The organism is uncultured Sphingomonas sp. (assembly GCF_964235535.1).
Classification (GTDB): domain Bacteria; phylum Pseudomonadota; class Alphaproteobacteria; order Sphingomonadales; family Sphingomonadaceae; genus Sphingomonas.
In genome coordinates, this window is sequence record NZ_CAXSBH010000060.1 from 1 (window position 1) to 16,414 (window position 16,414).

Genomic DNA, 16,414 nt, shown 5'->3' on the forward strand with positions numbered 1-16,414 from the left:
GGGAGCGGGGCGATCCGCACGCTGCCCAAGGACGTCGCGTTCCATCCGGTCACCGATCGGCCGATCCATGTCGACTTCCTGCGCATCTCCGAGCACACGGCGGTGACGGTGTCGGTGCCCGTCGTGTTCACCGACGAGGACGAGTGCCCCGGCATCAAGGCGGGCGGCGTGCTCAACGTCACGCGCTACGAGGTCGAGCTGATCGTCGACGCGTCGGAGATCCCGGCCGAGATCAGCATCTCGCTGGCGGGGCGTCAGGTGGGCGACTCCATCCACATCTCCGACGTGACGTTGCCGGGCGGGGCGACGCCGGCGATCGCCGACCGGGACTTCGCGATCGCGACGATCGTGCCGCCGACGGTGCCGACCGCCGAGGACGACGCCGCGGATATCGAGGCGGGCGTGCCGACGCTGGACGAGTCGCTCGATGCGACGCCGAACAGCGACGAGCCGGAAGCGGACAAGGGCTGAGCCTACTCCCTCTCCCCTGCGGGGAGAGGGTCGGGGAGAGGGGCTGTTTCCAGGATAGGCTCGGCTCTCTGAACAGCCCCTCTCCCCGGCCCTCTCCCCAACAGGGGAGAGGGAGTTAGAAGATGCAGGTATGGGTGGGACTGGGTAATCCCGGGCCTGAATACGCGATGCACCGGCATAATGTCGGGTTCATGGCGGTGGACGCGGTCGCCGAGGTCCATGGCTTCGCGGGCATGCGCAAGCAGTTTTCGGGCTGGGTGCGCGAGGGGCGGATCGGCGCGGAGAAGCTGCTGCTCCTGAAGCCGGCGACTTTCATGAACGAGAGCGGGCGCGCGGTCGGCGATGCGCTGCGGTTCTACAAGCTGGGCGTGGACGCGCTGACGGTGTTCCATGACGAGCTCGACCTCGCGCCATTCAAGGTCAAGCTGAAGCGCGGCGGGGGTGCCGCCGGACATAACGGGCTGCGCTCGATCGACCGGCATCTGGGACAGGAATATCGCCGGGTGCGGATCGGCATCGGGCATCCGGGGCACAAGGACCGGGTCAATGGGTATGTGCTGGGATCGTATGCCAAGGCCGAGTTGGACCCGCTCGCGGATATGCTGGGCGCGGTAGCCGCCGAAGCGGCGTGGCTGGCGGCGGGCGAGGACGCGCGCTTCATGAACGAGGTCGCGCTGCGGTTGCGGGATTAGGAATGCGAACAAGTCGCAATACTTGCACGGTCGACCGGGAATGAGAACAATTCGCAAGCAGGGTGAGAGTTGTTCGCAAGAGTTGTTTGTTGTTGTTTCGGGAACTCTTGGGCGGTACTTCCGTTTGCAGTATCAACTCTCGCTTGACAGGAGCTTATAATGGGCCTGACCACCGCCGGAACCGCCGCTTGCGGCAAGTGCCGTTATTTCGACACCGCATCGACCGAGCAGGTCGGCGCATCGCTTGGACTGTGCCGCTACAACCCGCCGATGAGCCAGTCGGCGCAGGATGCCCACGGCGTCTGGCCCAAGGTCGAGACGAGCGACTGGTGCGGTCATTATGAGCGCGCCGACGCTTAAGCACTTCTGTTTGACGATGGCGGGAGCCGGGCGCGGATGTTGGTTCGCGCCCGGCTTCGTCGTTTCAGGGTAATATTGACGGCTGGGCGCATATCGGTTAGTGAGAGGCATTCTCATTAGCGGGTGCTTCCCTGCCATGTACGATTTGATCGACCGTCCGGTTTCCGACCTCCCCACTCCCGACCGCGCGCTGCTCCGCGCGACGCGGGCGTGGGTGCATCAGTTGACGATGGCGGGTGCGGGTACGCCGGCGGCGGTGGACATGTTGGGCGGCGGATCGGAGGCGTTCGACGCCGCGATGCGCGCGCTCGATGAGGGATCGACCGGAACGCTGGTGTTCGAGCGGCCGTGCCAGGCGCGCGTGTCGGAAACCGAGGCGGTGTGGCTCGGCATCTGGCGGCTGGTACGCGCCGACCGGCTCGGGCCGGCGCGGGCGGCGTTGGCCGGGATGGCGGACGCGGACGCGGCGCGCGCGGTCATGAGTGCGATGGTGCGCGCGAGCTTGGCGATGGGCACCGCCGCCTGACGGCGTTGCGCGCTCCGAGCGAGCGTGCTTGGGGCTGGCGGTGGCCACCGCGATGTTTCCTACTCTGCTCGATCAGGCGATGCTCGGCAACGATGCGCTCGTCGCCGAACTCGAGCATTCGGTTCGCAGCCTGGCGCGCGACGACATGGCCGGGCGGCGCTGGTGCCGCGAGCACGGCTATCGCGGCTACACGTCCTATGCGTCGCTCGACGATCTGCCCCGGCGGGATCCGGCGTTCGCGGACCTGAAGCGGCATCTCGACCGGCATGTCGCGCGCTACGTGGAGGCGTGCGCGTTCGATCTGGGCGGGCGCAGGCTGAAGCTCGACAGCCTTTGGGTCAACCTGCTCAAGCCGGGCGGGCATCACGGCGCGCACATCCATCCGCATAGCGTCGTGTCGGGGACGCTTTATCTCGCGCTGCCGGAGGGGTCGGGGGCGATCCGGTTCGAGGATCCCCGGCTTGGCCTGATGATGGCGGCCCCTCCCCGTCTCGCCGATGCGCCCGAAGCGCTACGGACGTTCCGGACGGTCGCGCCCGAGCCGGGAACGGTGCTGTTATGGGAGAGCTGGCTGCGGCACGAGGTGTTGTCGCATACCGGAAAGGGCGAGCGGATCAGCGTGTCGTTCAATTACCGGTGGTAGCGAGCTTTTCCTCCGCCCAGTCGAACAAGCGCGAGCTGACCTGCTCCGCCGCCCAGCCGATCGCGGCGCCTGCGACGATGTCGCTGACGAAATGCTTGCAACGAGGTACTTGGATGGCGGCGACGGCGGTCGTGACGGCGAGTCCGGCAATGCGCGAGCCGGGATAGTCGCGGGCAAGCGCCTGCGTCACCGCGAGCGCGCCGGCGGTGTGGCCCGAGGGGAATGACGACAGCTCGTGCTTATAGCTGTCGCCCACCTCCATCCGGTAATGGTTGTCGAGCGCGTGGTCGGGGCGGGTGCGGTCGATCGAGCGTTTGATAAGGTTTTTAAGCCCGGTCGCGAGCGAATGGGCGGCGAACATCCTGATGCCCGCGCGCGTCAGGCGCGGATTGCCCATCCACGCCCCGACAGCCGACGCGCCGAGCGTCAGCGCGCGAAGCGGGGGCTGGTCACCGATCTCGCTGACAAAGCCTAGCGCCTTCACGATCGGGCGGTCGCGGTAGTCGTCCATGGCTTCCGTAACGGCGATGTCGACGCGCTCGACGGCGTCGGCGGCTTCCTTGACGGCGGCGATCGGTGCAGCTTCGGGCATGGCGGGTCGAACGGCGAACGATGGCGCAAGTTCAATCGGGCGCACGATAAATCCGCCGGGGTGGCGAGCGCGGCGGCTTGGCCCTAGGGATCCGCGATCACTTCGCTTTCCAGGAACAAGCAATGGGTTTTCGCTGCGGCATCGTCGGATTGCCCAATGTCGGCAAATCGACGCTCTTCAACGCGCTGACGCAGACCGCGGCGGCGCAGGCCGCGAATTATCCGTTCTGCACGATCGAGCCCAATGTGGGCAATGTCGCGGTTCCCGACGAGCGGCTGGACGCGCTCGCCGCGATCGCCAAGTCGGCCAAGGTGATCGAGACGCAGCTGGGCTTCGTCGATATCGCCGGGCTGGTGCGCGGTGCGTCGAAGGGCGAGGGGCTGGGCAACCAGTTCCTGGGCAACATCCGTGAGGTCGACGCGATCGTCCATGTCCTGCGCTGTTTCGAGGACGGCGACGTCACCCATGTCGAGGGCAAGGTCGATCCGGTCGCGGACGCCGAGACGGTCGAGACCGAACTGATGCTGTCCGACCTCGAGTCGCTGGAGAAGCGCGTCCCCGCGCTGGGCAAGAAGGCGCAGCAGGGCGATAAGGAGGCCAAGATCGGCGCGGCGGTGCTGGGGCAGGCGCTGGAGCTGCTGCGCGAGGGCAAGCCGGCGCGGGTCGTGGTGCCCAGGGACGAGGAGGAGGCGCGGGTGTTCGCGCAGGCGCAACTGCTGACCGCCAAGCCCGTGCTGTATGTCTGCAACGTCGGCGAGGCGGAGGCGGCCGAGGGCAACGACCATTCGCGCGCGGTGTTCGCCAAGGCGGCCGCCGAGGGCGCGGAGGCGGTGGTCGTGTCGGCGGCGATCGAGGCGGAGATCGCGACCATGCCTGCGGACGACCGGGGCGAGTTCCTGGCGGAGCTGGGGCTGACCGAGACCGGCCTGACGCGCGTGATCCGGGCGGGGTACAAGCTGCTGGGGCTGCTAACTTTCTTCACGGTCGGGCCGAAGGAAGCGCGGGCCTGGACGGTCGATGTCGGAGCGAAGGCGCCGCAGGCGGCGGGCGCGATCCATTCGGATTTCGAGCGAGGGTTCATCCGGGCTGAGACGACGGCATTCGACGATTTCGTGCGGCTGGGCGGAGAAGCGGGCGCGCGCGACGCGGGCAAGTTGCGCCAGGAGGGCAAGGAGTATGTGGTGCAGGACGGCGACGTGATGCTGTTCCGGTTCAACGTGTGACGGTTCGCCTGTCGCCACCTCGATCCTTTCCGTCATGCCGGACTTGTTCCGGCTTCCATCGCTGAGTGTACTCGGCGCGATCCGGGTGCGGACGACGATGGACCCCGGAACAAGTCCGGGGTGACGAAAGGATGGGAGCGTTGCATTGAATACTTTTGAACCTTAGCTCCCGACCCATGCTCGCCCGACTGATCCTGTTCGTGCTCGCACTGGCGTTCGCGGCTCCTGCTGCGACGGCGGCTTGCCATGCGCGAGCGGCGGGGCATGATATGGCGGTACCATCGCATCATGGGTCCGCGCCGGTCGAGCGCGATGACGGGATCGGCCCGGCGACCGCCTGCATCGGCTGCGTGCCGCCGTCGAATTGGAACCCGGGGCGGATCGCCGCGTCGGAGCCGCTACCGGTCGCTCCCGTGTCGGCGCGCATCCACGCGCTGACGATCGGGCGTGGAACGCCGCCAGACCTGCGCCCTCCGCGGACTTGGTGATCGCGCGGGCTCCGGCCCGCTCCGACGTCCAATTCCACGGAGTTCATCATGACCAAGACGACCCTGCTCGCCGCGAGCGCGGCGGCGGCGCTGTTTACCGTTCCGGTGGCTGCGCAACACCAGCACCGCCCGATGCCGGCACCCTCCCCTACCCCCACGTCTCCTGTCGACCATGGAGCCAGGGGCCATGGCCCGCCGTCGGCGCCCGCCGCTCCCGCCGATGATTCCGTTCCGGCCGTGGACGCGACCGATCACGCCACGATGGGGCACGACCCGACCGCTACCAGCATGGCCATGAACATGGGCATGGGCCGGACCGATTATCTCACCGGCTCCGGGACCGCTCGGCTGCCGTATAACGAGGCTCCGATGCGCGGGGCGATGTTCCATGCGGGTCCGTGGATGCTGATGGCGCACGGCTATGCCTGGGGCGTGTATGACGACCAGGGCGGACGGCGCGGGGACGAAATGGCGTTCGTGACGTCGATGGCGATGCTGATGGGCGACCGCGATCTGGGGGAGCGTTTCCACGTCCAATTGCGCGCGATGGGAAGCCTGGAGCCCGCGATGGGTGCGCGGGGCTACCCGAACATCTTCGCGGTGGGCGAGGTCGCCAACGACCGGCCGCTCATCGACCGGCAACATCCGCACGACCTGTTCATGGAGCTGTCGGCGCGGGTCGACTACCGGCTGGGGAGCGGCGACAGCCTGTTCCTGTATGGCGGGCCGGTGGCGGAGCCCGCGCTCGGGCCGAGTGCGTTCGTCCACCGGGCGTCGGCACGTTATCTGCCGCTGGCGCCGATCACGCATCATTGGTTCGATTCGTCGCACATCACCTATGGCGTCGTCACGGCGGGCTATGCCGCGCCGCGCTGGCAGTTGGAGGCGTCGGCGTTTCGCGGGCGCGAGCCGGACGAGCGGCGGTGGAACATCGAGACGCCGAAACTCGACAGCTGGAGCGTGCGGGCGAGCTGGACGCCGACCCCGGAGCTGGCGATGCAGGTGAGCCATGGGCGGCTGAAGAGCCCGGAGGAGTTTCACCCGGACGAGGACGAGGCGCGCACGACCGCCAGCGTCCATTATGCGACGGGGCCGCTGACGACGACCCTCGCCTATAGCCGCAAGAACCGGCTGCCCGGGCCGGTGCTGCCCGCCTGGCTCGGCGAGGCGAGCTGGGAGATCAATCGGCACCATGCGGTGTTCGGGCGGGTGGAGCATGTCCGGGCGGACGAGCTGTTCCCGGATGAGGAGGACCCGCTCCATGACCGGTTGTTCAAGGTAACCAAGCTGGAGGCGGGGTACGCATACCGAATGCCGATCTCGGGGCCGCTCGGCGTTGCGACCGGCGGGACGGTGGCGGGGTATCTTAAGCCCGGTGCGCTCGATGCGGCTTATGGCAAGAACCCGGCGAGCTGGACGGTGTTCTCGAAGCTGGTGTTGGGATTGTGAAGCGACACGGGGCTGCCACGAAGCGGCCTTAACGACGGCGTTTTCAAACGAAGGACCAACGATTGAAGCATCTTCTGCCGCTCCTGGCGTTTGCGCTGTCGGCGTGCGTGTCGGTCGACCGGCCGTCGCCGACCCTGGCGGCGGTCGAGCGGCGCGCGCCCGTCGTCATCCTGGTATCGATCGACGGGCTGCGGCCGGCCGATCTGGGCCGCGGGAACACACCGACGCTCGACGCGCTGGCGAGGGAGGGCGCGTCGGGCGCGATGCGGCCGTCCTTCCCCGCCAACACCTTTCCCAATCACTACACGATCGTCACCGGACTGCGGCCCGACCGGCACGGGGTGGTCGACAATACGATGGAGGACCCTGCGCGGCCGGGCGTGCGCTTTACGATTAGCGACGCCAAGCAGACGCGCGACCGGTTCTGGTGGGACGGAGCCGAGCCGATCTGGGTGACGGCGGAGCGCGCGGGAATGCGGACGGGGACGATGTTCTGGCCGGGCACGGAGGCGGCGATTGGGGGCGTGCGCCCGAGCGTGTGGGTGCCGTACGCGGCCGACATCAGCAGCGCCGAGCGCGTCGCGTTCGTGCTCGACTGGCTGCGGCGGCCGATCGCGGAGCGGCCGCGCCTGCTAACGCTGTATTTCGACGTGGTCGACAAGGCGGCGCACGAGCAGGGTTTCGAGTCGCCCGAACAGGACACGGCGGTGCGCGACGTCGATGCGCAGCTGCGCCGGTTGCGCGAAGGACTGGCGGCCATGGGGCAGGTCGCGAACCTGGTCGTCGTGTCCGACCACGGCATGGCGGCGGTGCCCGCGACCAACCTGATCGACCCGGCCGGGATCGCCGACGAGGCGATCATGCGGACAGCGCAGAGCGGGCCGATCCTGTATGCTTGGCCCAAGCCGGGCGCGGAAGCGGCGGTCGCGGCGCATGTGTTGCGCCCGCGCCCGCACCTGACATGCCGTCGGCGCGAGGAGCTGCCGGCGCGGTTCCACTTCGGCCGGCATCCACGCGTGCCGCCATTCATGTGCATGGCCGACATCGGCTGGCGATTCTCGTCGCCGGGCGGTCGGGCGTATCTGAAGGGCGAGCACGGCTATGATCCCGCCGACCCCTCGATGCGGGCGGTGTTCATCGCAGCCGGGCCGGGGTTTCGGGCGGGATCGCGGATCGCCGAGTTTGACAACGTGTCGGTCGCTGCACTGCTGCGCGATCTGCTCGAGCTACCGGCGGGCGAGGGGCTGGACGGAACGGCCGCGCCGTTCGAGAGTGCGCGCCGGCGATAGGGAGGCCGGCGATGCAGTATTTCGAGGACGTCGAGGTCGGGGCGATCGCGCGCTTCGGCGCGTATGCGGTCACGCGTGAGGAGGTGGTCGCGTTCGCGGCCAAGTACGACCCGCAACCGTTCCACCTGTCGGACGCGGTGGCCGCGCAGACGCATTTCGGGCGGCTGTCCGCGAGCGGCTGGCACACCTGCGCGATGGTCATGTCGATGGTGGTCGAAAATCTGCGCGCGAACGAGCAGGCGGGGCTGGGATCGCCGGGGATCGACGAGCTGCGCTGGGTGAAGCCGGTCTACCCGGGCGATATGCTCGGATGCGAGACGGAGGTGCTGGAAAAGCGCCGGTCGGAAAAGCGCCCCGAGATGGGCATTTTCCGCAGCCGGATGACGGTTCGGAATCAGGACGGCGAGGTAGTGATGACGTTCATCTCCACGGGACTGGTGAGTACTCGGCCGACGGTCACGACGACCGTAGAGGCGGAGGTGGAAGCGCACCCGTCCTGAACGGGCGGGTTCGCGGGAGGCTGCTCAGGGAAGGTCCGGCCGACCGCCGCCCCGAAAGCCGCGAACGACACGGCCGCTCATGCAGTCGCCGGCCCTGCGGTCGGCGCCGAGTCCGCGGCCGTGCTGCTTGGGGATCGAACGGTGCGCCATGACGCGTCCTTCCGTATGAAGCCGGAAAAGGACGCGCCCGCGAACCGTCAACGAGCGAGCGCCCTGGGGCGCGGTTCATTCAATGACCGGGAAAGCTCACCAGCGCGGAGACGTTGAGGCCGTCGGCGCGGAGCGCGTCGGCGCCGCCAAGGTCGGGCAGATCGACCAGAAACTGCGCCTGAATCACCGTTGCACCCGCGCGGCGGAGCAGGCGTGCCGCAGCGCGAGCGGTGCCACCGGTGGCAATCAGGTCGTCCACCAACAGCACGCGCGCGCCCGGCGCGCAGGCATCGGCGTGCATGGCGATGCGGTCCTCGCCATACTCGAGCGCATACTCCTCCGCGATGGTCGCGCCGGGAAGCTTCCCGTCCTTGCGGATGAGCAGCACGCCCGCATTCAGCCGAAGGGCGAGGGCGGCGGCGAAAACAAAGCCGCGCGCCTCGACCCCGGCGACGAGGTCAACCGGGCCGACGGTGGCGGCGACCATACGCTCGATGGCGGTCGCGAAACCTTGTGGGTCGAGAAGCAACGTAGTCACGTCGCGGAACAGGACGCCAGGCTTGGGGAAGTCCGGGATCGTGCGGATCAGAGCGGCAAGGTCGAGGCCGGTGTTCATAATCCCCACTACGTCATGCCCGCTCAGGCGGGGATGACGAATAGCGTGACGAGGCTCGCCCCCTCTCCCTGGCCGTCAATGCTTAACGTCGGCCCAGACGTTCTTGTACGCGCCGTAAGCCAGGAAGCAGAAGATCGAAATGAATAGCACCGCCGCAAGGCCCGCTGCATGGCGACGCTCGAGGTTCGGCTCGGCGGCCCAGGTCAGGTACGCCGAGACATCCTTTGCCATCTGATCGACGGTGGCGTTCGTTCCGTCCGAATAGGTGACCTGCCCGGACGACGTCAGCGGCGGCGGCATGGCGATGTTGAGGTTGGCATAATACGGGTTGAAGTGCAGGCCTTCAGGCGTCTTCGAGTCCGGAAATTCCTTGAGAAGTTCGTTCCCCTTCTCGCTCTTGAAACCTTGCTGCGGGCGATAGCCGGTCAGGAGCGAGTAGATATAGTCCGAGCCGTCATCGCGCGCCTTGACCATCAGCGAAAGGTCGGGCGGCAGCGCGTTGTTGTTGGCGGCGCGGGCGGCGACCTCGTTGGGATAGGGGCTGGGGAAGCGGTCGGACGGCAGGTTCTTGCGCGTCGCGGGCTCGCCGGTCTCCTGGTTCACGCTGGGCTGTTCGACGGGCCACTGCGTCGCGATCGCCTTCACCTCGGGCTCGTTATAGCCGATCTGCTCCAGATCGCGAAACGACACGAGGCGCATCGAGTGGCAGCCCGCGCATACCTCCTTATAGACCTGGAACCCGCGCTGGAGCTGTGCGCGATCCCATTTACCGAACGCGCCGTCGGACGCGAAACTCGCCGGGCGGGGCTCCAGGTGGAACTCGTGACCCGCGGATTCGGGCGGGGGCGTCCGGATCGCGCCGATGACGGTCGAGACAAGCCCGATCATGAGCACGGCGATGAAGCCGAGCCCGATCAGAAAAGCGATTTTACGAACCATCGGTGTGCATCAATCCTGTGAGACTTGTCGGGTCAGGCCATCGCCGCCGTCTGGGCGGGGCTGGTGCCGCCGTGACGGTTTAGCACGGCCTCGGTGATCGAATTAGGCACGGGGCGCGGACGCTCCAGCCGCGAAACGATCGGCAGATATACGAGGAAATATCCGAAATAGACGGCGGTCGCGAGCTGCCCGAGGATCACGTTGCGCGGCGTCGCGTCGGCACCGCCGACATAGCCGAGCAGTAGAACGGACAGGAGCAGCCCGATCAAGCCGTAGCGGACGGCCGGACGGAAGTTCGCCGAACGCACGGGGCTGGTATCGATCCACGGCAGGAAGAACAGTAGCAGGATCGACCCGAACATCGCCAGCACGCCCCACAGCTTGGCGGGCAGAAGGAAGTCGACGGTGAACGACTTCAGGATCGCGTAGAAGGGCAGGAAATACCATTCGGGCACGATATGCGCGGGCGTGGAGAGCGGGTTGGCCGGGATATAATTGTCCGGATGGCCGAGCAGATTGGGCGAGAAAAAGATCAACGCCGCATAGATCAGCATGAACACACCCACGCCGACGCCGTCCTTGGCGGTATAATAAGGGTGGAAGGGCACGGTATCCTGCGGCCCCTTCACCTCGACGCCGGTCGGGTTGGACGAGCCCGGGATGTGCAGCGCCCAGATCTTCAGGATCACCACGCCCGCGATCACGAACGAGAGCAGGTAGTGAAGCGAGTAGAAGCGGTTGAGCGCGGCGTTGTCCGGCGCGAAGCCGCCCAGCAGCCACACCCGCAGAGTCTCGCCGACGACGGGAATGGCCGAGAAGAAGCCGGTGATGACCTGCGCTCCCCAAAAGCTCATCTGACCCCAGGGCAGGACGTAGCCCATGAAGGCGGTGGCCATAATCAACAGGAAGATGACCACGCCAAGCAGCCAAACCATCTCGCGCGGGGCCTTGTACGAACCATAATAAAGCCCGCGCGCGATGTGGATGTAGATCACCGCCAGGAACATCGAAGCCCCGTTGGCGTGGGCGTAACGGAGGAACCAGCCGGCGTTGACGTCGCGCATGATGCGTTCGACCGAGTCGAAGGCGATGCCGCCGTTTGCGGCATAGTTCATGGCGAGCGTCACGCCCGTCACGATCTGGATGAGCAGCGCCATCCCGGCGAGCACGCCGAAGTTCCAGAAATAGTTGAGGTTGCGCGGCACCGGATATCCGGCCCCAATCGCGTTGTACATCAGACGCGGCACCGGAAGCTTCGCGTCGAAATACTTCATGATCGGCGCTTGCGGCTCGTACTGCTTGGCCCAGGGAAAGCTCATGGTTTGGCTACCTCAACCGACGGTCAGGACAGTGTCGGAATTAAAGACGTACTCGGGAATCTGCAGGTTGCTCGGCGCGGGTCCCGAGCGGATCCGGCCGGCCGTGTCGTAGGCGGAGCCATGGCAGGGGCAGAAATAGCCCCCGAACGGCCCCTTATTCTCGCCCTCGCCGGCCCCCAGCGGCACACATCCCAGATGGGTGCAAACGCCCAGCGTTACCAGCCAGTTCTTCTTGCCTTCCTTGGTCCGCTCGGCGAGCGTCTGCTTGTCTCGCAGGTCGCCCAGCGGCACCGCATCGGCGGCGGCGACCTCGGCCGGGGTCAGGTTGCGCACGAACAATGGTTGCTTGCGGAACTGGGTCTTGATCGCCTGGCCGGGCGCGATCTTGGACACATCGACTTCGGTCGAGGACTCGGCCAGCACGTCGGCGGCGGGGCTCATCTGGTTGACGAGCGGCAACACGATCGCGACCGCGCCGACACCCGCGAATGCGACGGCGGCGACATTGATGAAGTCGCGGCGACGGGGATCGGGCACGTCCTCCTTGTACGGCTCCGGCGACTTGCCGGGCGGAACGATGGGATGATCGACGGTCGCCATGAAAACAGCCCTTGAACTCTTTTACGGATCAAGCCGGACCCGGACGGCCCCGCGCTGGTCGGGCCTCCTCCGGCTGACGGAATGAGGCACCGGTCTGGCGCACAGATAGCGGCGCGGAGACCGCTTTGCCAACTTCAATTTACCTGGGCGGCACCCTGCGTTACCGGCGTGCATGCGTATCACCCTGTTCGAGCCTGATATCGCGGGGAATGTCGGCACGATCCTGCGGCTGGGCGCATGCCTGGGCGTGGGAGTCGACCTGATCGAGCCGATGGGGTTCCCGTGGGGCGACCGGGCGCTGCGGCGGGCGGGGATGGATTATGCCGATGTCGCGGAGGTCAGCCGCCATGCGGACTGGAATGCGTTCCAGGCGACGGCGGGCAGGATCGTGCTGGCGACCACCCGCGGCGCGGTTCAATTGTGGGACGCGGCCTTTGCGGCGGACGACGTGCTCCTGCTCGGGTCGGAGGGGCGTGGGGTGCCGGGCGAGGTGCATGCGGCGGTCGCGCTGCGCGTGGCGATCCCGATGCGGCCGGGTGTGCGGTCGCTCAACGTCGCGGTCGCCGCGGGCATGATCGCGGGCGAGATGATGCGGCAGACGCGCTCGACTTCGCCGGCGAACGGCGGATAGGGAAGCGGCATGGCCGACCTTCCCACGCCCCTCGATGCACAGCAGGCCGCGGCACGCGGCTGGTTCGAGCTGCTGCGCGACCGCATCTGCGCCGAGTTCGAAGCGGTGGAGCGCGAAGCAGGGTCGGACGCGCGCTTCGACTACATACCATGGGACCGGGTCGAACCATCTGGCGAGCCGGGCGGCGGCGGGGTGCGCGGGGTGATGAAGGGCCGCGTGTTCGAGAAGGTCGGCGTCAATGTCTCGACGGTAGGCGGCACCCTGGAGGGCGAGTTCGGGCGAACGGTGCACGGCGCGGGCGACGATCCGCGCTTCCTCGCCACGGGGATCAGCCTGGTCGCGCACATGGCCAATCCGCACGTGCCGGCCGTCCATATGAACACGCGCTTCCTGGTCACCACCAAGCGGTGGTTCGGAGGCGGCGCGGACCTGAACCCGCCGCTGCCGATCGCGGAGGACACGGCCGATTTCCACGCGGCGTTGAAGGCGGCGTGCGACCGGCACGGACCGGATTACTACGACCGCTTCAAGGCGTGGGCGGACGAGTATTTCTATATCCCGCACCGCCACGTCCACCGGGGCGTGGGCGGCGTGTTCTTCGATCATCTGGAGCGCGCGTTCGACGCGGATTTCGCATTCGCGCGCGATGTCGGGGAGACGTTCCTGGACATCTATCCCGACATCGTGCGGCGAAGGATGGGGATGCCGTTCACCGACGCGGACATGGCGGCGCAACGGATTTGGCGTGGACGTTATGCCGAGTTCAATCTGGTGTACGACCGGGGCACTCTGTTCGGGCTGAAGACGGGGGGCAACATCGACGCGATCCTGATGAGCCTGCCGCCGGTGGCCAATTGGGACTGACCGCGATCCCCGCCGACCATGTCGCGGCGGTGGTCACGACGCTGGAGATGCGGGCGCGGCCCCCGCTCCGCCCCTTGCCGCCCTCCCCGCTCCGGCTCGAACGGTGGCGCTCGCCCGATCCGGACAGGTACCGCGCATTATTCCGGCGCGTGGGCGAGCCGTGGCTATGGTACTCGCGGCTCGCGATCGACGATGCCCGGCTGCTCGCCATCATCCGCGACAGCCGAGTCGAGGTGTTCGCGGCAGTCGACCGCGGGGGCGTCGAGGTCGGGATGCTCGAGCTCGATCTACGGCAGGACGGCGAGACCGAGCTATCGTATTTCGGGCTGGTGCCGGAGTTCGCCGGGCATGGCCATGGCCGCTGGCTCATGGCGCAGGCACTGGTGTTGGCTTGGCGGGCTGGGACGACGCGGGTGTGGCTGCATACCTGCACGCTGGACCACCCTCGCGCGCTCGGCTTCTACCGCGCGCAAGGTTTCACGGCGTCGGCGCGGACACTGGAGACCTTCCCCGATCCGCGCGTCGCGGGCATCCTGCCGCGCGAGGTCGCGCCGCACATACCGCTGCTTGGAGGCTAACGGGTACCGAGTCGACGATAGACACTGACGGCGATCAGCACCTGCGCGATCGTCGCCAGCATGGCGGCGACGCCGAGCCCCACCGCCGCGACCACGGCGGCGACCACGCTCCGCCTGGCGGCGAGCTCGAGCGCGGCGAAGGGTTGGGTGAGAATCAACGCGCCCAGCACCGAGGTCGCGGCCAGCGCCATCATCGGCACGCCCATCCCCCGGCTAAGCGCAAAGGAGCGCGTCAGCGCGGCTAAAGCGCTTACCGGGCGTTCGGCGATCAGCACCGGTCCGACCAGCAGCGCGCGTCCCATCACATAAAGGCCCGGCAGCACCCACAGATACAGCCCCGCCCCCGTCGGCACCGCCACCAGCGTCATCGCGAGGAAATAGCGGGGCAGCAGCGTGCCGGCTCGCTTGAGCGCCGTGCGGATGTCGGGCGCGCGCCCGTCGAGATACGCCGAGAGCAGCGCGGCCGCGCCGAACAGGCTTACCGCGTTGGCGAGCAGATACCAACCGCCATAGCTGCGCATCCATGCGGTCAGCCGCGCGGCGCGGGCGAGCGCGTCCGCCTCGCTCGTCCCCGCCCCGGACAGGAGCGCCACGGGGGCGCTAGGCACCAGCAGAGCCAGCGCGAAGGCGGGCAGGAACACGAACGGTCCGGCGACCCGCAACAGCCAGTCGCGGTCGCGGCGGAACAGGCCCCAGGCGTCGGCCAGGACGGGGCGGATGGCTATGGGCATCGGCGGTCCGTCATCACGCGGCGGGGTGCGCGTCCCCGAACGGCTCGACCCGCTCGCGCGCAGTCAGGCGGCTATAGAGCTGGGCGGTGAAGGCATAGGCCAGGACGCTGAACACCGCGGACACCAGCGCGGCCACGACCTGGCCCAAGAACTGCGCCACGCCGATATTCTGCGCGCCGAGTATCAGCCGGAGGGGGATGAAGACGACCCACTGCGCCGCTTGGCTGGCGACGAACAATACGACCGCGTACAACAGGACCACCCCCGCCAGCTTCAACCCCAACCCCCGGGTGAGCCGGAAGGCGCGCGCGATTGACCGAAGCCCCAACCGCTCGTCGAGGACGACCGGCACCAGCGGCAGCAGGCGCGCGAACACCCATAGCAGCAGGCCGGTGACGAACAGTCCGTACAACCCGATGAACAGACCCGCGCTTCCCGGTATGTCGGGCATCGAACCCGTCCGGCTCGTAACCGCCAGATTGACGCCGAGCGCGGCCAGGACGCCGATCAAGGGCACGAACAAAAGCGCCATGGCGAGGCCGATAACGACCGACACGCCGAGCAGCGGGAGCACCCGCGCGGAGGCCCGACGACCGGCCTCGGCCGAGGTCGTCGCCGGATCGCCGGTGATCGCGGTCACGGCGAGTGCTCCCCAAAGCGTCAGGACCAACAGTCCCAGCATCAACGCGAAGCGGAGCAGCGACGCGGGCCCGCCGGGCGTGGGCGGCGTCCCGCCGGCGCTGCCTCCGGTATAGAGGACAAGGCCGGCCTGAATGACGGCGGGGAGGAACAGCGCGAACGCCACGATCGGCACGAGCAGGCCCGCCCGTCCGCGGACCGCCTCGACCGCCGTTTCCCACACTGACCCGATCCCGACCTTCGTTTCGACCGCGCGCATCGTCCGTCTCCCTGACGGGCCGACCGCTAGCCCAAGCGCACGGGCTTCGCCAGCGGTGCGGTTGCATGCGCGGGGCGATCGCCGCACATGCCGGACGTGACCGGCCCCGTATCCGCCCCCGACATCGAATGGCGTGTCACGCCCGGATTGACCTCCTACGCCGATGCCGTGACAGCGATGGAGGCGCGCGCCGCCGCGGTCGCGAGCGGCGAGGCTCGCGAGCTCGTCTGGCTGCTGGAGCATCCGCCCGTCTACACCGGGGGGACGAGCGCGGTCGACGCGGAGCTGATCGACCCGCGCTTTCCGGTGATCAGGACGGGGCGCGGCGGACGATACACCTATCACGGGCCGGGGCAGCGGATCGGCTATCTGATGCTCGACCTGAATAAACGCGGCCGCGACGTACGCCGGTTCGTCGGCGCGCTCGAGGAATGGTTGATCGCCGCGTTGGCGCGGGCGGGCGTGGCGGCGTTCACCGTGCCAGGCCGGGTGGGTATCTGGACGGTGATCGACGGGGAGCACGCGAAGGTGGCCGCGATCGGTGTACGGGTGCGACGCTGGGTCACGCTGCACGGCTTTTCGGTGAACATATCGCCCGACCTGTCGCATTTCGGCGGGATCGTGCCCTGCGGTATCGACGATGCGGGGGTGACGAGCATGCGCCGGCTAGGCTTGACTACGTCGCTGGAATCGTTCGACCTTGATCTACAGTTAACATTCCCGGCTTTTCTGGCAACTCTTTCTTGTTCGGCGCAAATGGAGGCTTGAGGGTCGGACGCGTTCGGTTTAATGTCCCCTTGGATTTGGGTGATAGCAACCTTGTGGTGCCGTCCAGATCATTATCACAAGGGAGCT

21 protein-coding genes are annotated in these 16,414 nt (G+C 67.7%); 14 read left to right on the forward strand and 7 right to left on the reverse strand.

Going from position 1 to position 16,414, the window contains the following annotated elements; genetic code table 11:
• The 5 genes from ACFE7F_RS13965 to ACFE7F_RS13985 form a co-directional block, all read left to right on the forward strand.
• The coding region (locus ACFE7F_RS13965; protein WP_375404461.1) for a 50S ribosomal protein L25 at positions 1-471 on the forward strand (471 nt) is incomplete at its 5' end.
• Positions 472-593: 122 nt separating this feature from the next.
• Entirely contained in the window at positions 594-1,163 is a 570-nt protein-coding gene (gene pth / locus ACFE7F_RS13970) for an aminoacyl-tRNA hydrolase (RefSeq protein ID WP_375404462.1), read from the forward strand.
• A 159-nt stretch (positions 1,164-1,322) separates the two neighbouring features.
• Positions 1,323-1,523, forward strand: coding sequence for a hypothetical protein (locus ACFE7F_RS13975; protein ID WP_375404463.1), 201 nt, complete (start codon positions 1,323-1,325; stop codon positions 1,521-1,523).
• A 136-nt stretch (positions 1,524-1,659) separates the two neighbouring features.
• The gene (locus tag ACFE7F_RS13980; protein ID WP_375404464.1) at positions 1,660-2,049 is read left to right on the forward strand and encodes a hypothetical protein; all 390 of its coding nucleotides are present in this window, start codon (positions 1,660-1,662) and stop codon (positions 2,047-2,049) included.
• 52 nt (positions 2,050-2,101) lie between these two features.
• Entirely contained in the window at positions 2,102-2,692 is a 591-nt protein-coding gene (locus ACFE7F_RS13985; protein WP_375404481.1) for a TIGR02466 family protein, read from the forward strand.
• Here ACFE7F_RS13985 and ACFE7F_RS13990 read toward each other — a convergent pair.
• Positions 2,676-3,284: a phosphatase PAP2 family protein gene (locus tag ACFE7F_RS13990; protein WP_375404465.1), complete on the reverse strand. Its 609-nt coding sequence runs from the start codon at positions 3,282-3,284 to the stop codon at positions 2,676-2,678. The two genes, ACFE7F_RS13985 and ACFE7F_RS13990, sit on opposite strands and share 17 nt — an antisense overlap.
• Before the next feature lie 122 nt (positions 3,285-3,406).
• Between ACFE7F_RS13990 and ychF the strand changes: the two genes are divergently transcribed.
• From ychF to ACFE7F_RS14015, 5 genes are all read left to right on the forward strand, one after another.
• Positions 3,407-4,507, forward strand: coding sequence for a redox-regulated ATPase YchF (gene ychF, locus ACFE7F_RS13995; protein ID WP_375404466.1), 1,101 nt, complete (start codon positions 3,407-3,409; stop codon positions 4,505-4,507).
• A gap of 176 nt (positions 4,508-4,683) precedes the next feature.
• Positions 4,684-4,995, forward strand: a complete 312-nt coding sequence (locus ACFE7F_RS14000; protein ID WP_375404467.1) for a hypothetical protein — start codon at positions 4,684-4,686, stop codon at positions 4,993-4,995.
• Between the two features lie 48 nt (positions 4,996-5,043).
• The gene (locus ACFE7F_RS14005) at positions 5,044-6,444 is read left to right on the forward strand and encodes a hypothetical protein (protein WP_375404468.1); all 1,401 of its coding nucleotides are present in this window, start codon (positions 5,044-5,046) and stop codon (positions 6,442-6,444) included.
• Positions 6,445-6,506: 62 nt separating this feature from the next.
• Entirely contained in the window at positions 6,507-7,733 is a 1,227-nt protein-coding gene (locus ACFE7F_RS14010; protein ID WP_375404469.1) for an ectonucleotide pyrophosphatase/phosphodiesterase, read from the forward strand.
• Positions 7,734-7,744: 11 nt separating this feature from the next.
• Positions 7,745-8,233: a MaoC family dehydratase gene (locus tag ACFE7F_RS14015; RefSeq protein ID WP_375404470.1), complete on the forward strand. Its 489-nt coding sequence runs from the start codon at positions 7,745-7,747 to the stop codon at positions 8,231-8,233.
• A 229-nt stretch (positions 8,234-8,462) separates the two neighbouring features.
• Here the strand turns inward: ACFE7F_RS14015 and ACFE7F_RS14020 are convergent, their stop codons facing one another.
• The 4 genes from ACFE7F_RS14020 to petA all read right to left on the reverse strand — a co-directional run bounded on the left by ACFE7F_RS14020 (position 8,463) and on the right by petA (position 11,857).
• The gene (locus ACFE7F_RS14020) at positions 8,463-8,999 is read right to left on the reverse strand and encodes an adenine phosphoribosyltransferase (RefSeq protein ID WP_375404471.1); all 537 of its coding nucleotides are present in this window, start codon (positions 8,997-8,999) and stop codon (positions 8,463-8,465) included.
• A gap of 75 nt (positions 9,000-9,074) precedes the next feature.
• Positions 9,075-9,938: a cytochrome c1 gene (locus tag ACFE7F_RS14025; protein ID WP_375404472.1), complete on the reverse strand. Its 864-nt coding sequence runs from the start codon at positions 9,936-9,938 to the stop codon at positions 9,075-9,077.
• 32 nt (positions 9,939-9,970) lie between these two features.
• Positions 9,971-11,257, reverse strand: coding sequence for a cytochrome bc complex cytochrome b subunit (locus ACFE7F_RS14030; RefSeq protein ID WP_375404473.1), 1,287 nt, complete (start codon positions 11,255-11,257; stop codon positions 9,971-9,973).
• Between the two features lie 12 nt (positions 11,258-11,269).
• Positions 11,270-11,857: a ubiquinol-cytochrome c reductase iron-sulfur subunit gene (gene petA, locus ACFE7F_RS14035; protein WP_375404474.1), complete on the reverse strand. Its 588-nt coding sequence runs from the start codon at positions 11,855-11,857 to the stop codon at positions 11,270-11,272.
• Between the two features lie 172 nt (positions 11,858-12,029).
• On the opposite strand from petA, the gene ACFE7F_RS14040 reads away from it, so the two are divergent.
• The 3 genes from ACFE7F_RS14040 to ACFE7F_RS14050 are packed head-to-tail and all read left to right on the forward strand — an operon-like array spanning position 12,030 to position 13,930.
• Positions 12,030-12,488, forward strand: a complete 459-nt coding sequence (locus tag ACFE7F_RS14040; RefSeq protein WP_375404475.1) for a tRNA (cytidine(34)-2'-O)-methyltransferase — start codon at positions 12,030-12,032, stop codon at positions 12,486-12,488.
• Between the two features lie 9 nt (positions 12,489-12,497).
• The gene (gene hemF / locus ACFE7F_RS14045; protein WP_375404476.1) at positions 12,498-13,352 is read left to right on the forward strand and encodes an oxygen-dependent coproporphyrinogen oxidase; all 855 of its coding nucleotides are present in this window, start codon (positions 12,498-12,500) and stop codon (positions 13,350-13,352) included.
• Positions 13,343-13,930 (forward strand): GNAT family N-acetyltransferase, encoded by a 588-nt coding sequence (locus ACFE7F_RS14050; RefSeq protein ID WP_375404477.1) that lies wholly within the window; start codon positions 13,343-13,345, stop codon positions 13,928-13,930. The genes hemF and ACFE7F_RS14050 overlap by 10 nt, the downstream gene beginning before the upstream one ends.
• Here the strand turns inward: ACFE7F_RS14050 and ACFE7F_RS14055 are convergent.
• Positions 13,927-14,661, reverse strand: a complete 735-nt coding sequence (locus tag ACFE7F_RS14055) for a hypothetical protein (protein ID WP_375404478.1) — start codon at positions 14,659-14,661, stop codon at positions 13,927-13,929. The two genes, ACFE7F_RS14050 and ACFE7F_RS14055, sit on opposite strands and share 4 nt — an antisense overlap.
• 13 nt (positions 14,662-14,674) lie before the next feature.
• The gene (locus ACFE7F_RS14060; RefSeq protein ID WP_375404479.1) at positions 14,675-15,559 is read right to left on the reverse strand and encodes a hypothetical protein; all 885 of its coding nucleotides are present in this window, start codon (positions 15,557-15,559) and stop codon (positions 14,675-14,677) included.
• An 87-nt stretch (positions 15,560-15,646) separates the two neighbouring features.
• Here ACFE7F_RS14060 and lipB point away from each other — a divergent pair, with 87 nt between their 5' ends.
• Entirely contained in the window at positions 15,647-16,327 is a 681-nt protein-coding gene (lipB, locus tag ACFE7F_RS14065; RefSeq protein ID WP_375404480.1) for a lipoyl(octanoyl) transferase LipB, read from the forward strand.
• Positions 16,328-16,414 lie beyond the last annotated feature (87 nt).

Coding starts and splice junctions, on each gene's coding strand:
- pth (WP_375404462.1), top strand. CDS start 594: ATGCAGGTATGGGTGGGACTGGGTAATCCCGGGCCTGAATACGCGATG.
- ACFE7F_RS13975 (WP_375404463.1), top strand. CDS start 1,323: ATGGGCCTGACCACCGCCGGAACCGCCGCTTGCGGCAAGTGCCGTTAT.
- ACFE7F_RS13980 (WP_375404464.1), top strand. CDS start 1,660: ATGTACGATTTGATCGACCGTCCGGTTTCCGACCTCCCCACTCCCGAC.
- ACFE7F_RS13985 (WP_375404481.1), top strand. CDS start 2,102: ATGTTTCCTACTCTGCTCGATCAGGCGATGCTCGGCAACGATGCGCTC.
- ACFE7F_RS13990 (WP_375404465.1), bottom strand. CDS start 3,284: ATGCCCGAAGCTGCACCGATCGCCGCCGTCAAGGAAGCCGCCGACGCC.
- ychF (WP_375404466.1), top strand. CDS start 3,407: ATGGGTTTTCGCTGCGGCATCGTCGGATTGCCCAATGTCGGCAAATCG.
- ACFE7F_RS14000 (WP_375404467.1), top strand. CDS start 4,684: ATGCTCGCCCGACTGATCCTGTTCGTGCTCGCACTGGCGTTCGCGGCT.
- ACFE7F_RS14005 (WP_375404468.1), top strand. CDS start 5,044: ATGACCAAGACGACCCTGCTCGCCGCGAGCGCGGCGGCGGCGCTGTTT.
- ACFE7F_RS14015 (WP_375404470.1), top strand. CDS start 7,745: ATGCAGTATTTCGAGGACGTCGAGGTCGGGGCGATCGCGCGCTTCGGC.
- ACFE7F_RS14020 (WP_375404471.1), bottom strand. CDS start 8,999: ATGAACACCGGCCTCGACCTTGCCGCTCTGATCCGCACGATCCCGGAC.
- ACFE7F_RS14025 (WP_375404472.1), bottom strand. CDS start 9,938: ATGGTTCGTAAAATCGCTTTTCTGATCGGGCTCGGCTTCATCGCCGTG.
- ACFE7F_RS14030 (WP_375404473.1), bottom strand. CDS start 11,257: ATGAGCTTTCCCTGGGCCAAGCAGTACGAGCCGCAAGCGCCGATCATG.
- petA (WP_375404474.1), bottom strand. CDS start 11,857: ATGGCGACCGTCGATCATCCCATCGTTCCGCCCGGCAAGTCGCCGGAG.
- ACFE7F_RS14040 (WP_375404475.1), top strand. CDS start 12,030: ATGCGTATCACCCTGTTCGAGCCTGATATCGCGGGGAATGTCGGCACG.
- hemF (WP_375404476.1), top strand. CDS start 12,498: ATGGCCGACCTTCCCACGCCCCTCGATGCACAGCAGGCCGCGGCACGC.
- ACFE7F_RS14055 (WP_375404478.1), bottom strand. CDS start 14,661: ATGCCCATAGCCATCCGCCCCGTCCTGGCCGACGCCTGGGGCCTGTTC.
- ACFE7F_RS14060 (WP_375404479.1), bottom strand. CDS start 15,559: ATGCGCGCGGTCGAAACGAAGGTCGGGATCGGGTCAGTGTGGGAAACG.
- lipB (WP_375404480.1), top strand. CDS start 15,647: ATGCCGGACGTGACCGGCCCCGTATCCGCCCCCGACATCGAATGGCGT.